Genomic DNA, 13,278 nt, shown 5'->3' with positions numbered 1-13,278 from the left:
CTCACATCGGGAAGTCGGCCTCCCACCAGTCCCGGTAGTCCGACGCCTGCTGCGCGCCACGACCGACCAGGTCCCGTTCGACGCACCCAGCAGCGGTGCGGAGCTCCTCGATCCAGCCGTTCACGACCCGGCCGGGCATGCCGGCGGGCAGCTGGGTGATCCGCAGGACCATCGCCACCCGGCCGTCCGGCCCGTGCACCGGTACGACGACCGCGCCGACGTCGTAGGTCTCGTCGGGCAGCACGTCGAGCTCGTCGAAGAAGTGGCGGGTCTGCGCCAGCACCGTCCGCACCGCCCGCTCCCGCGCCGGGGTGAGCTCGCCCGAGGCGTACTCCGCGAGCGCCTCGTGCAGCCGCTGGTAGTCGCTGCGCGCACCCGGCCCCACCATGCTCAACGCCACGCCCCGCTCGGCCACCGCGGCCAGCCGGCTCCGGTAGCACTCGACCAGCCCCGGCTCGTTCGGGCCGACCTTGGCCAGCCACCGCTCGACGACCTCGGGCGCCGCCCCGGCGACGTACGCCTCACCGATCGGCGGGATCAGCGGGACCCGCTGGCCCAGCGGCTCCACCATCGTCGCCGAGCCGCCGTAGGCGCTCACCGCCGTGGTCAGCTCGTCGGGGCTGATCGCGACCAGCGCCGCCGCCTCGCACTCCAGCCGCGAGGCCAGCCGCTCCACCTGCGGCCGGGCGCGGTCGCCCAGGCGCACGGCCGTGATCAGCTCGGCGTCGGCCTTCGCCGCCATCCCGGCGGGGGAGAAGCCGCCGTAGCCGCCCTGGAAGAACAGCAGCGGCGTCGCCGGGCGGGTCACCTCCATCCCCTCCACCGCGCACAGCACGATCCAGTGGTCGCCCGCCTCCACCACCGACTGCTGCCGGCAGTGCACGTGCGCCACTGCGTCGGTCAGCACCGGCGCCCCCAGCGTCGACGGCACCCAGTCGACGCCGTCGAACTTGTCCGGGCGCGGCACCGCCATCGTCCGGCACAGCTCCAGCTGGTCGTGCGCGAGCACGTTCACGCACAGCGCGGGGGCCAGCGTCAGCCGGTCCCACGTGCGCGAACCGACCTGCGGCATGAACGCCACCAGGGGCGGGTCCATCGACACGCTGCTGAAGGTGCCGACGACCATGCCGACCGGTTCGCCGTCCACGACGCCGGTCACCACCGCGACTCCGGTCGGGTAGTGGCCCATCACCTCGCGGAAGTGGGTGGGGTCGATGAGGGTGCGCTCTGCGGTGTCCACCCCTGCACGGTGCGCCGGGGCGCCGCCCGGCTCAAGTGGCCCATGCCACACTGCGGCACACTGCCCATCATCGCGAGTGACGTGGACGGCAGGTCCGCGACCGCGATCGGCCTGCCGTCCACGTCACTCGGCGTCACGCCTGCGCCGGCAGCAGGCTGAACGCGATCTCCTCCTCCTGGGCGTTGTGCAGCCGCAGCACGCCGTACAGCCCGTAGAGCAGTCGTCGCAGCTCGACCAGGTCCTCCGGCTGTGACGGGCCGCTCGGCCACTCCTCGAGCAGCCGCCCCACCCGGGAGACCAGGTGCTCGATCTCGGCGTGCGTGCGGGTCAGTGCGTACGTCGTGCCGGGGCCGAGGGCGCGGGCCACGATCGGCACCAGCTGCGCCTCGTCGGCGCGTTCGTGGGGCAGCAGGTCCCCGCGCAGCCGGACCAGCAGCCGTCGCGCCGGCTCGAGGTCGGCGCCGGGGGAGGAGAGACCGTCGGCGACCGCCCGGATCTCCTCGACCACGGCCAGCGACGCGTCGTGTTCGGCGCGCAGCACCCGGCCCATCGCGACGTCCTCGGACGACAGCACCACGGTGTGGGTGCGGCCGGGCAGCACCGCGCGCAGGGCGAGCCCGATCGCGAGCAGGTCGATGACCTCCTGGAGCACGGCGCCACCGGCGGGCGGCAGGTAGCCAATGGCCGCGATCACCATCGCCGCCAGCGAGAGCCCCATCCCGAGCCACACGGCCTGGCGGGCGATCCGCCGCGACCGCTGCGCGATCAGCACCGCGTCGGCCAGGGCGTCGACCCGGTCCACGGTCAGCACGACGTCGGCCGCCTCCGACGACGCCGTGGCGCCGCGCGCGGCCAGGGCGACCCCGACGTCGGCGGCCGCGAGGGCCGGGGCGTCGTTGACGCCGTCCCCGACCATGATCGTCGGGCCGGCCAGACGCTCCTCCTCGATCACGGCGAGCTTCTCGGCCGGGTCGCACTCGGAGCGGACCGCGTCGGTGCCGACGATCCGGCCGATCGTGTCGGCGGTGTCGGCACGGTCGCCGGTGACCAGCACGACCCGGCCGATGCCGGCCTGGCGCAGGGCGTGCACCATGCGTGGTGCGTCGGGGCGGACCACGTCCTCGAGCAGGAAGGCGCCCGCCGGCTGTCCGTCGACGGCCGCGAACACGGTCAGCGACCCGTCGAGGGCGGCGCGGCGGCCGACCCGCTGCACCCACTCGGGGGCAGGTTCCGGAGCGATCCAGGCGCGCTTGCCCAGCGCCACCGTCTGGTCGCCGACGCGGCCGCTGAGGCCGTAGCCGTGCTCCTCGACGACCCCGGTGGCCTCCTCCAGGACCAGCCCCCGGGCGTGCGCGGCCGCCACGATCGAGGTGGCCAGCACGTGCGGCGACATCTGGTCGAGCGAGGCCGCCAGCTGCACCAGCCGGGTGGCGTCGATCCCCGGCGCGACGGCGACGTCGACGACCTTGGGGCGGCCCTGGGTGAGGGTGCCGGTCTTGTCGAAGAGCACGATCTCGGCTGCGGCCAACTGCTCCAGGGTGGCGCCGCCCTTGATCACCACGCCGGCCTTCGTAGCCCGGGACAGGCCCGAGATGTAGGCGATCGGCGCGGCCAGGAGCAGGGGGCACGGCGTCGCGACGACCAGCACCGCGACCGCCCGGACCGGGTCGCCGCTGAACGCCCAGGACCCGGCGGCGAGCAGCAGCGTCAACGGGACGAACAGCACGGCGAGCCGGTCGGCCATCCGCACGAACGGCGCGGTCGAGGCCTGGGCCTGCTCGACGAGTCTGACCAGGCCGGCGTAGGTGGAGGCGTCGGCGGTCTCGGTGGCGAGGAGGTCGAACGGGTCGCCCGCGTTCACCGCTCCGCTGCGGGCGGTCTCCCCGGCCGGTCGCTCCACCGGCAGCGGCTCGCCGGTCAACGCGGACTCGTCGAGGACTGCCGGGCCGAGCAGCCGGCCGTCGACGGGGACGACGTCTCCGGCGCGCACCAGCAGCCGGTCGCCCACGGCGACCTCGGCCACCGGCACCTCGGCGACGGTGCCGCCCGTCCGACGCCGCGCGGTGCGCGGCGACCGCTCCAGCAGCAGGCCGAGCTCCCGGTGGGCGCGGGCCTCGGCGCGCGCCTCGAGCAGCTGGCCGGTGGCCAGCATCACCGTCACCACCGCACCGGCGAAGAACTCCTCGACGAGCAGCGCCCCCACCAGGGCCAGCACCGCGATGACGTCGACGGTCGGCCGGTGCCGGCGTACGGCGGCGATGGTCGAGGTCAGCGAGGAGATCAGGCCGAGCGACGCGCCGACGAGCCAGAACCCCTCCGCGGCGGCGTCGCTGTCGGTCGTCCACAGCGCCCCACCGATCGCCAGCAGCGCCGTCGACACGGCGAACACCACCAGCGGGAGGCGCGCCCTCAGCGCATCCACGTCGCCAGCCTCGCACCACGCATCCGGGCCGCGCAGGGGCCTTCGGCCCTGTCGGTCAGGCCTTCGTCCCGGCTCGCCGGTCAGCCGACGTCGGCTCGCACGTCGGCCCACGCCTCGGTCAGCCGCTCGACGTCTGCGGGGTCGGGGGCGGGCCACTCCTCCGGCAGTGGCTCGAAGCCGTCGGCGGTGAGGATCACGACCGTCGGAGCGGTGCTGGTCCGCAGGATCGGCGGGTCGCCGACCTGCACGGTCATCCCGTTCGTCCCGACGCCCACGCGCGCGGCCTCGGTGAGCACCTGCGTCAGGGCGGCGTCGCTGATGCCACGCTCGAGCACGAGGGTGTCGTCGAGCTGCCGGACGCCATCGATGCCGGCGATCAGCCGGTAGGCGCGCGTCAGTCGGGGCGGGGTGGCAGCGCTCACTGTCACCACCGGGTCGGGGGCGAAGCCGATCAGGTCGTTCGGCTCCCGCACCAGGGCCACCGGGCGGCCGTCGACGATGCGGCGTACGGCGACCAGGGTGTCGTAGTCGGCCACCTCGACCCCGTCAGAGCGGACGGCGAGCACACCGGGCAGCGCGAGCAGCCGATCGAGGTCAGGGCCCAGCTCCTCGTGGAGCTCGCGCAGGTCGGCGAAGGTGCGTGCCCGCAGCGGCCCCCAGCCGACCTCCCTCAGCTCGAGCGGCCCGAACGACCGAAGCAGTCGCGGGCCGCCGGCGATCATCCGGGAGAAGGAGATGTCGTCGGCGGCGAGGTGCACGCCGAGGGTGCCGTCGGTGTCGTCGTACCATCCCGCGGTGCCCGGCAGCCGGCGCTGAAGAGCGACGAAGGCGCGCACGGCGTCCTGGTCGAGGGCGCCGCGGACGTTGCTCCACTCGATCCGCATCGAGCCGTCGGGAGAGCCGACCAAGAGCGGCTCGCGGATCTCCTCCGTGGAGGGCACGGCGTCCTCGAGGGCGAGGGCCAGGCCGGCGACGTCGCGCACCGGCGCCAGGACGAGGGTGCCGGAGTCGGACCGGGCCAGATCGTGGCTGGGCCGGAAGTGCGGCCCCGTGCCGGCCCAGGTCGCCCGCCCGTCCTCGCGCAGCCACAGGGCGCGTTCGAGCCTGGGGTCCGGGGAGGTCACCGACCGGGAGAAGAGGTCGACGCTGAACCCGTCGAAGAGCACCTGGAGGGAGTCGGGGTTTCCCTCGCCGGACTCGTAGGCCTCGTCGAGGTTCTTCCGCAGGGCGGCGACCGTGGCGCGCACCTCGCCGTCGTCCAAGCCCTCCTCGAGGGTGACCCGGAGATAGTCGACCTCCCGGTCGTCGGAGTAGGGCACCGACTCGGCGGCGGCGACCCCGTCGATGGAGGTGGCCGGTCCCAGGGCACCACCTTCGCGGTCGTCGCCGGAGCAGGCGGACAGCGCAACAGCGAGGAGACAGGCGATAAGGCACGGGAGTGCGCTCGTGGCCGGACGGTGGCGGGGCACATCGGGCACCCTTCCCCCGGCAGCGGCCCTCACACCTGGGTGGCGTCCGAGTTGGCCGCCCAGGCACGATCGAGGCATGACCGACTCCTCCGAGGGCTCCTTCGTCGACCGCCTGCCGCCGCCCGACCGGGAGGCGTTCCGCAGCCACGCGTTCGGAGTGATGGAGGCCAACCAGGCCCTGCGCGACGTGAGCGCTCTGGCGGACATGGAGACCGCACTGCTCGAGCAGCTCGACGACTCCGAGCTCGCCACGTTCTTCCAAGGGGCCGCCGACAACTGCCGGCGCAACGTCGAGCTGTGGGGCCGGGTCGCCGACCACTTCGAGGCGATGGGGCGGATCATGGAGGAGAAGCTGCGCTGACCGCGGGCGGCAGGAGGAGCGGATGCAGGCCGGGAGTGGGGAGACCATCGGCGTCGTCGGCGGCGGCATCGTCGGGCTCGCCGTCGCCCGCGAGCTGACCAGGCGGAGGCCGGGCACCCGCGTCGTCGTCCTCGAGAAGGAGGACCGCGTCGCCGCCCATCAGACCGGCCACAACTCCGGCGTCGTGCATGCCGGCATCTACTACCGGCCCGGCAGCCTCAAGGCCACCCTGTGCACCCGCGGCCGGCACCTGCTGAGGGACTACTGCGCCGAGCACGGCATCGCGTACGACGAGTGCGGCAAGCTCGTGGTCGCGGTGGACGCCGACGAGCTCGGCCGCCTCGACGCCCTGCAGCGGACCGCCACCGAGAACGGCGTGCCCGGGCTGCGGCGCGTCGACGCCGCCGGCATCCGCGAGCTCGAGCCGCACGCCGCCGGGCTGGCCGCGCTGCACTCGCCCGCCACCGCGATCACCGACTACGTCGCGATCGCCGAGGCGCTGGCTGCCGACGTGCGCGCTGCCGGGGGAGAGGTGCTGCTGGGCGCCGAGGTCACCGGCCTGACCCGCGAGCGTGGGCGTGTGGTCGTGTGCACCGGCGACGAGCGGTACGCCGTGGACAGGCTGGTGCTCTGCGGCGGGCTGCAGGCCGACCGGCTGGCCCGGCTCGTCGACGGCCGGGACGGGCCGCGGATCATCCCGTTCCGTGGCGAGTACATGCGGGTCCACGCCGCCAAGGAGGAGCTGGTGCGCGGCATGGTCTATCCGGTGCCCGACCCGCGCTACCCGTTCCTCGGCGTGCACTACACGCGCCGGGTCGGCGGCGGCCTCGAGGTCGGCCCGAACGCCGTGCTGGCGCTGCACCGCGAGGGCTACCGGCGCAGCGACCTGTCCTGGCGCGACGTCCGCGACATCGCGACCTGGCCCGGAGCCTGGCACCTGGCCCGCGGCAACTGGCGCACCGGCATCGCCGAGGTGCGCGGGTCGGTGTCGGTGAGGGCCTACATGCGCGCGGCCCAGCGCTACGTGCCCGCGATCGGCGCCACCGACGTCGTCCGCGGCGGCGCTGGCGTGCGCGCCCAGGCGGTCGAGCGCGACGGCACCCTCGTCGACGACTTCCGGATCACCCACGCCGACGGCGTCACCGCCGTCCGCAACGCCCCCTCGCCGGCGGCCACCTCGAGCCTGGCGATCGCCGAGCACGTCGTCGAGGAGATGCTGAACCGACGGGGCTGAGCCTGACCGGACCCACTACCTGAACTTTCGGGCTGCTGCGGGCGTCCCACCGGCATGAGGTGCCGGCGGCTGGTCGGGTGGGGGGTGGGGGTGGGCGTCGCCGCCTCCGTGCTGGGAGGCTGCAGCGAGGCCATGGACCCCGAGCCAGGCGCGCGCCCGGTGGCACCGGCCGCGTCCGCGTCCACGCCGCCTCCGCCGACCTCGCTCGAGCAGCGGCTGCCGTGCGACCCCGGCGGCGGCTTCCCGCGGCGGCGGGCCGGATGCCCCGACGCGGTGCCCGAGACCGGCTGGCTGGCCGGGACGCCGGATGCGCTGGTGCTGCGGCCGTTCCGCACGTTGGGCAATGACGCCGAAGGCCGGGCGTGGGCCCGAGCCCACCAGGAGGAGTACCCGTTCTCCAACGACTACCGCGACGTCCCGGACGGCGCGGCCCGCCCGCTCGTGCTCACGCGCGGCACCGTGTGCAGCGGCATCATCCGGGTCGGGTACCGGGAGCCGCTCCGGGACCACCCGGTGACCTGCGCCGAGCTCGTGAGCGTCGCGACACGGCGGCAGCTGAGCGTGGCCGTGTGGATCGTCGGCGCCCGCGTCGTCCAGGTGTCCGAGCTGTACCGTCCCTAGCAACTTGAAAAGCGAACTGTGATTCGTGAATAATCAAGCGCACGAGGGGAGTACCCCGCTCGTGACGTCACCGTCAGTCCGGCCGGCCCTGCCCGGCCCGGTGCGTCAGCCTCCCGGCTCCGGCCGGCAGGCGGGGGAGACCTCCAACGGTCCGCCGCGTGCGGACGCTGGAGGTGCTGGTCATGGATGTTCCGTTCTGGGCGTGGGTCGCGGTGCTCGCCGTCATCCTCGTCATGCTGGCCGTCGACCTTTTCGCCCACCGCGACGCCCACGTCGTCTCGGTCCGCGAGGCGGCGGTCTGGTCGGCGGTGTGGGTCACGCTGGGGCTGGCCTTCGGCGGCGTCGTCTGGTGGGCGTACGGCGCCCAGGCCGGCGGCGAGTACTACGCCGGCTACCTGATCGAGAAGTCGCTCGCGGTCGACAACGTCTTCGTCTTCGCGCTGATCTTCACCTACTTCGCGGTCCCCCGGGAGTACCAGCACCGGGTGCTGTTCTACGGCGTCCTCGGCGCGCTGGTGTTCCGGGCGATCTTCATCGCCGGCGGTGCGGTGCTGATCGAGAACTTCGCCTGGGTCCTCTACCTCTTCGGCGCGTTCCTGGTGTTCACCGGCTGGAAGATGTTCCGCCACCGCGACGACGAGATGGACCCCTCCCGCAACCCGGTGCTGCGGCTGGTCCGGCGCTGGGTGCCCAGCACCGACGAGTTCCACGGGCAGAAGTTCTGGGTGAAGAAGGCTGGCACGTGGGTGGCCACCCCGCTGTTCACCGTGCTGGTCCTGGTGGAGACCACCGACATCATCTTCGCCGTCGACTCGATCCCCGCGATCTTCGCCGTCACCCAGGAGCCGTTCCTGGTCTTCACCAGCAACGCGTTCGCGATCCTCGGGCTGCGGGCGATGTACTTCCTGCTCGCGGACCTGATCCACCGCTTCGTCCACCTCAAGGCGGGCCTGGCCGCGATCCTGGTCTTCGTCGGGGTCAAGATGCTGCTGCTCGACGTCTACAAGGTCCCGATCTGGCTGTCACTGAGCGTGATCGCCGCCAGCATCGCCATCGCCGTGGTGGCCAGCCTGCGGGCCACCCGGGACCAAGCGCCCGCGGTCGAGGGCGACGAGGTCGCCGTCGGGAGCTAGGGGGTGCCGCGGCGCCCCTCCGGCACGACCAGATCGAGGAAGTCACCGAGCGTGACCCCGGCCTCCAGCTCGTGCCGGAAGGTTGCGCCGCGGACCACCGCGTAGCGGTTGCGGCGGCCGACCTTCTCCTTGTGCAGGTAGCCCTGCTCGGAGAGGTCGCGCACGATCTGCTGGACCGCCCGCTCGGTGATCCCGACCGCGTCGGCCACGTCGCGCATCCGGGCGCCGGGGTCGCGGGCCAGCGCCACCAGCACGTGACCGTGGTTGGACAGGAACATCCACCCCGACCCGCTCATGCGAAGCAGGCTACGCGAAGTCACCTTCGGGCTTGGGTGCTACGCGAGCAGTGCGGCCATCCGCTCCCGAAGGGCGGTCGCGGCAGAGTAGGGCCGGACCATCACGGTGAGCTCGGTGAGCCGCCCGCCGGAGCTGCGCAGGATGTCGACACCCTGCAGCTCGCGGTCGCCGACCCGGGTGGTGAAGGCCAGCACGTGCCCCTCGGTGCCGTCGTCGCCCGAGTCGTCGGCGTACGAGGCGGTGTAGCGGAAGTCCTCGAAGACCTGCGCGACGCCACTGAGGATGAGCGCGATCGCGTCGCGGCCCACGTAGGGCTGGTGCACGACCGGGGACCAGAAGGTCGCGTCCTCGGCGAACAGCGACGCGGCACCCGCCATGTCGCGGCTCTCCACCGCCGCCCGGAAGGCCGTGAACGGGTCGGTCTCGGTGGGCTGCGTCGTCATCGCGATCCTCTGGTCGGGCTGCACGGGCAGGCTATGGATAGCAGGACGGCCGCGTCGCGCGCCACAGCAGTCAGGAGCGGCAGATCGCGGTCTCGACCGCCCGGCTGACCGCGGCCACCATCTCCAGGTCCGTGGGCAGCGCGTTCACCGCGACCACGGTCCAGCGCCCGTCCGCGGTGACCAGGTTGCGGGTCTCGAAGCCCTGGATGTCGCCGCCGTGACCCCAGCCGACGACGCCGCAGTCGAGCCGGTGGCGGGCCAGCCCCAGGCCGTAGCGCCAGCCCGGCTCCGCGTCGAAGTGCGGCGCCTTCACGGTCCGCTTCATCTCCCGCAGCTGCTCCGGCGGGAGCAGCTCTCCTCCGAGCAGACCCTCCATGAAGCGGCCCAGGTCGCGTGGCGTGCCGATCAGCTGACCGGCGGCCCAGCCCATGGCGGGGTCCAGTCGGGTGACGTCGTGCCACTCACCGCCGGGCTCGTCGGCGAGATAGCCGCGCGGGTGGGTGCCGCGGATCCGCTGCTCGCCCTCGTGCGGCCAGTAGGTGTCGTCCAGGCCGAGCGGCTCGATGATCCGGCGCTCCACCTCCTCGCCGATCGGCCGGCCGGTGACCCGCTGCACGAGCAGGCCGAGCAGCACGTAGTTGGTGTTGCTGTACTCCCAGTCCGAGCCGGGCGCGAACCGTCGCCTCTCGGCGAGCGCGGCGTCGACGAGCTCGTACGGCTCGTAGTACTGGTGGATGACCGAGCGCAGCGTGCCGCCCGCGTCGATGACCAGGCTGTCGTAGTCGGGGAGCCCGCTGGTCTGCCGCAGCAGCTGGCGCACGGTGATCCGCCGCCCGTCGTTGCCGTGGCCGCGGACGACGCCGGGCAGGTAGGTCTCCACGGGCTCGCCGAGGGCGACCTCCCCCTCGGCGGCGAGCTGGAGGACCACGGTGGCGGTGAACGTCTTGGTGTTGCTGGCGATCCGGACCCGCGCGTCGCGGGCGATGGGCTCGCCGGTCTCGAGGTCGCCGACGCCGGCGCGGTAGGTGCGGACCTTCCCGTCGCTGCCGCGGACGGTGGCGGCCGCCCCGGGGAATCCCGAACGGTTGACCAGGCGGTCGAGGCTGCGCTGGATCGCGGCGGCGGCCTTGTCCGGCTTGTCTGCGTTGGCTGGGTCGTCCGGCTTCGCGGTCTGTGAGGTCCGGGCTCCGGTGGGCGTGGCCGCCTGGACTCCACTGGTCGCCGCGGTCAGGGCGAGGGGGAGGGCCAGGGTCAGGGCGGTCAGGGCGAGTGAGGTGGTGGGGCGCAGGGACATGGTGTGTTCCTCGATAGTCGGGGTGGGGGTCTCGGCAGGCTCGACCACCGGTCAGGCGGGGACGCGGCTGCGCCCGAGCCGGGCGGCGACCGTCGGGACGGTGCTGGCGAGGCTGACCAGGACCACGACCGCGACCAGTGCGGCGTACGTGGTCAGGTCGACGGCGGGCACCTGCGCGCCGAGCAGGCCGAACGAGACGCCGAGCAGGGCAGGGACGACCGAGAGGGTGCCGATCGCGACGGCGGCCGAGGCGGTCACCAGCGACTCGAGCGTCGCCAGCCGGAGCAGCTGGCGCCGGGTGGCGCCGATGCGGCCGAGCAGCAGCCACTCCGGGCGGCGTCCGGCGGTCAACATCACCAGCGCGTTCGCGGCGCCGACGAGCAAGAACCCGAGCAGGGCGAGCAGCAGCGCGGCGGAGAGCCGCTGCTCGCCGGCGCTGGTCGCGGTGGCGGCCTCGATGTAGTCCGCGACGGTGCTCACCTGGTGGCCCGAGGTCGCCAGCCGGTCGGCGAGCACATCGGGCCGTGACGAGGTGACCAGCACGGTGTCGGCGGGCTGCTCGAGCCCCCGGTCGGCCAGCGTCGCCGCGCCGAGGGTGTAGTCCCCGAAGCCGAGGCTGCGGTCGTAGACCGCGACCACGCGCAGCTCGGTGGTCTCGCCGTCGCCGAGGCGCACGGTGACGCTCTCGCCGAGGCCGGCGCCGTTGAGCAGCCGGGCGTCGGTGCTCACCGCGACGGTGTCCGGGTCCTCCAGGGCGTCCAGCGAGCCGTCGACCAGGCCGGGGTCGTACGCCGCGGCGCCACCGGCGGGCAGCACCCGCATCGGGCCGGTCTCCCACGAGAGCCCCTCGAGCGCACCGATCTCCTCCTCGTCGGTGCGGACCCGGACGGTCAGCGAGCTCAGCGGGGTCGCCTCGTCGACGGCCGGGTCGGCCTCGATCCGGGCGACCTGATCTGCGCTCAGACCGTCGGCGGCGGTGACCACGAGGTCGGCGTGGAGGCCGTCGCGCAACTGCTGGCCCGCGGCCTCCTGGACCGCGTCGCCGGTGCTGGTCTGGATGGTCCCCACCGCGACGACCGCGGCCAGGGGCACCACGACGGCACTGAGCCGGCGCGAGAAGCCCCGGGTGTTCGCCCGGGCCAGGTGCCGGACGGGGCGGGCGCCGACGTGGTCGCGTGCGGAGAGGCCGAACGTCCACGCCACGAGCGCCGGCCCGGCCAGGGCGGCGGCGCCCACCAACAGGAGGCCGGAGGTGGCGGCGCCTGCGCCGCCGACCGCGCCGGGCACCACCAGCGGGGTGCCAGCGACGACGACGCCCGTGACGGCCGTGACCAGCGCCAGGACCCGGCGTACCCGACCGAGGCCGGCCGGCTCGACCAGCGTCGAGCCCAGCGCGGACGTCGGGGAAGACCGGAGCGTCTCGCGGACCGCGAGGTGCGCGGCGCCGACGGCGACCGGCACGAGCAGCGCGACGGCGCCGAGGGCGGGCAGTGGGGAGAGCGTCAGCGTGAAGTCGTCCGGGACCATCCCGGCGTCCACCAGGAGAGGCGTCGCGAGCCGTGCGGCCCACAACCCGGGCAGGGCGCCCAGCGGCGCGACCACCACGGTGAGCAGGAGCAGCTCGGCGGTGACCATCCGGCGCACCTGACGCGAGGTCGCGCCCACCGCCCGCAGCAGCGCCAGGTCGCGCCGGCGAGGCCGCATGGCGAGGGTCACCGTGGCGGCCACGACGAGCACGACCACGAGGACGGTGGTCCCGATGAACGAGCTGGCGAGGGCGGTCAGGGCGCCGCCGTCAGCGGCGCCCGGGCCGGTCGGGCCGGTCTCGGCCCGCACGCCGGACTCGACGAGGACACCCGAGGCCGACAGCAGCGCCGCGGCGAGAGCCAGGACGACGACCGTGCCGGTGAGTGAGCCGCGGTGCGCGGCGAGGTTGGAGCGAGCCAGCCGCCACATGTCAGGCACCTGCCAGCGAGAGCATGCGGGTGAGCACCAGCTCCGCCGTCGGGCGGTCGAGCCGGTCGACCACCCGTCCGTCGGCCAGGAACACGACGCGGTCGGCCACCGCGGCGACCTGGGGGTCGTGGGTGACGATCACGACGGTCTGCCCGAACCGCTGCGCGGTCGTGCGCAGCACCTCCAGGACGCTGCGCCCGGTCCGGGAGTCCAGGGCGCCGGTCGGCTCGTCGGCGAAGACCACCGTCGGCTTGGCGAACAGCGCCCGGGCGATCGCGACGCGCTGCGCCTGCCCGCCGGAGAGCTCGGTCGGCCGCCGCTCGTCGTACCCGCTGAGGCCGACGGCGTCGAGGAGCTCCGCGCGCCAGGCGTGGTCCGGCTCGCGGCCGGCGAGCACGACCGGCAGTTCGACGTTGTCGGCGACCGAGAGGTGCGGGACCAGGTTGTAGCTCTGGAAGACGAATCCGACGTGCTCGCGGCGGAAGCGGGTCAGGGCGTCGGCGGAGAGCGTGCTGATGTCGTGGCCGCCGATCGTGACCCGGCCCCCACTCGGGACGTCGAGGCCGGCCGCGCAGCTGAGAAGCGTGGACTTGCCCGACCCGGACGGCCCCATCACCGCGGTGAAGGAGCCGGTGGGCAGGGCGAGGGAGACGCCGCGCAGCGCGTGCACCGGCTCGGCGCCGGCGTAGGTCTTGTGCACCTCGCGCAGCTCGACGGCGGTCGTCGTGCTCGTGATGGTCGGGGGAGGGATGGACGGGGTGATGACGGGGGCGTCGGAGGTGGTCACGGGAGGGCTCCTGAGGTCGTG

At 74.0% G+C, this 13,278-nt stretch carries 12 protein-coding genes; 4 read left to right on the top strand and 8 right to left on the bottom strand.

Going from position 1 to position 13,278, the window contains the following annotated elements:
• Position 1 precedes the first annotated feature (1 nt).
• The 3 genes from D6B71_RS18140 to D6B71_RS18130 form a co-directional block, all read right to left on the bottom strand.
• The gene (locus D6B71_RS18140; RefSeq protein ID WP_121257682.1) at positions 2–1,240 is read right to left on the bottom strand and encodes a flavin reductase; all 1,239 of its coding nucleotides are present in this window, start codon (positions 1,238–1,240) and stop codon (positions 2–4) included.
• Positions 1,241–1,373: 133 nt separating this feature from the next.
• Entirely contained in the window at positions 1,374–3,662 is a 2,289-nt protein-coding gene (locus D6B71_RS18135) for a heavy metal translocating P-type ATPase (RefSeq protein WP_121257680.1), read from the bottom strand.
• Between the two features lie 80 nt (positions 3,663–3,742).
• Complete coding sequence (locus D6B71_RS18130) at positions 3,743–5,131, bottom strand: hypothetical protein (RefSeq protein WP_121257678.1); 1,389 nt, start codon at positions 5,129–5,131, stop codon at positions 3,743–3,745.
• A gap of 76 nt (positions 5,132–5,207) precedes the next feature.
• Between D6B71_RS18130 and D6B71_RS18125 the strand changes: the two genes are divergently transcribed.
• The 4 genes from D6B71_RS18125 (at position 5,208) to D6B71_RS18110 (ending at position 8,480) form a co-directional block, all read left to right on the top strand.
• Positions 5,208–5,492, top strand: coding sequence for a hypothetical protein (locus tag D6B71_RS18125; protein ID WP_121257677.1), 285 nt, complete (start codon positions 5,208–5,210; stop codon positions 5,490–5,492).
• Between the two features lie 22 nt (positions 5,493–5,514).
• Entirely contained in the window at positions 5,515–6,726 is a 1,212-nt protein-coding gene (gene lhgO / locus D6B71_RS18120) for an L-2-hydroxyglutarate oxidase (RefSeq protein ID WP_121257675.1), read from the top strand.
• A 132-nt stretch (positions 6,727–6,858) separates the two neighbouring features.
• Complete coding sequence (locus D6B71_RS18115; protein ID WP_126688313.1) at positions 6,859–7,347, top strand: hypothetical protein; 489 nt, start codon at positions 6,859–6,861, stop codon at positions 7,345–7,347.
• Positions 7,348–7,505: 158 nt separating this feature from the next.
• Positions 7,506–8,480, top strand: coding sequence for a TerC family protein (locus tag D6B71_RS18110; protein ID WP_206051842.1), 975 nt, complete (start codon positions 7,506–7,508; stop codon positions 8,478–8,480).
• Here D6B71_RS18110 and D6B71_RS18105 read toward each other — a convergent pair.
• The 5 genes from D6B71_RS18105 to D6B71_RS18085 form a co-directional block, all read right to left on the bottom strand.
• The gene (locus tag D6B71_RS18105) at positions 8,477–8,776 is read right to left on the bottom strand and encodes a helix-turn-helix transcriptional regulator (protein ID WP_121257671.1); all 300 of its coding nucleotides are present in this window, start codon (positions 8,774–8,776) and stop codon (positions 8,477–8,479) included. The two genes, D6B71_RS18110 and D6B71_RS18105, sit on opposite strands and share 4 nt — an antisense overlap.
• A 39-nt stretch (positions 8,777–8,815) precedes the next feature.
• The gene (locus D6B71_RS18100; protein WP_121257669.1) at positions 8,816–9,220 is read right to left on the bottom strand and encodes a nuclear transport factor 2 family protein; all 405 of its coding nucleotides are present in this window, start codon (positions 9,218–9,220) and stop codon (positions 8,816–8,818) included.
• 70 nt (positions 9,221–9,290) lie between these two features.
• Entirely contained in the window at positions 9,291–10,514 is a 1,224-nt protein-coding gene (locus D6B71_RS18095; protein WP_121257667.1) for a serine hydrolase domain-containing protein, read from the bottom strand.
• 51 nt (positions 10,515–10,565) lie between these two features.
• Positions 10,566–12,470 carry an FtsX-like permease family protein gene (locus tag D6B71_RS18090; protein WP_121257665.1) on the bottom strand — a complete coding sequence of 635 codons (1,905 nt, stop codon included), beginning with the start codon at positions 12,468–12,470 and terminating at the stop codon, positions 10,566–10,568.
• A gap of 1 nt (position 12,471) precedes the next feature.
• Positions 12,472–13,257: an ABC transporter ATP-binding protein gene (locus D6B71_RS18085; RefSeq protein WP_240641541.1), complete on the bottom strand. Its 786-nt coding sequence runs from the start codon at positions 13,255–13,257 to the stop codon at positions 12,472–12,474.
• Positions 13,258–13,278 lie beyond the last annotated feature (21 nt).

Source organism: Nocardioides ferulae (assembly GCF_003660455.1).
GTDB lineage: Bacteria > Actinomycetota > Actinomycetes > Propionibacteriales > Nocardioidaceae > Nocardioides > Nocardioides ferulae.
The sequence above is the reverse complement of the archived record's forward strand: the minus strand, read 5'-3'. Positions and strand labels throughout refer to the sequence as shown.

Coding starts and splice junctions, on each gene's coding strand:
- D6B71_RS18125 (WP_121257677.1), top strand. CDS start 5,208: ATGACCGACTCCTCCGAGGGCTCCTTCGTCGACCGCCTGCCGCCGCCC.
- lhgO (WP_121257675.1), top strand. CDS start 5,515: ATGCAGGCCGGGAGTGGGGAGACCATCGGCGTCGTCGGCGGCGGCATC.
- D6B71_RS18115 (WP_126688313.1), top strand. CDS start 6,859: ATGGACCCCGAGCCAGGCGCGCGCCCGGTGGCACCGGCCGCGTCCGCG.
- D6B71_RS18105 (WP_121257671.1), bottom strand. CDS start 8,776: ATGAGCGGGTCGGGGTGGATGTTCCTGTCCAACCACGGTCACGTGCTG.
- D6B71_RS18100 (WP_121257669.1), bottom strand. CDS start 9,220: ATGACGACGCAGCCCACCGAGACCGACCCGTTCACGGCCTTCCGGGCG.
- D6B71_RS18095 (WP_121257667.1), bottom strand. CDS start 10,514: ATGTCCCTGCGCCCCACCACCTCACTCGCCCTGACCGCCCTGACCCTG.
- D6B71_RS18090 (WP_121257665.1), bottom strand. CDS start 12,470: ATGTGGCGGCTGGCTCGCTCCAACCTCGCCGCGCACCGCGGCTCACTC.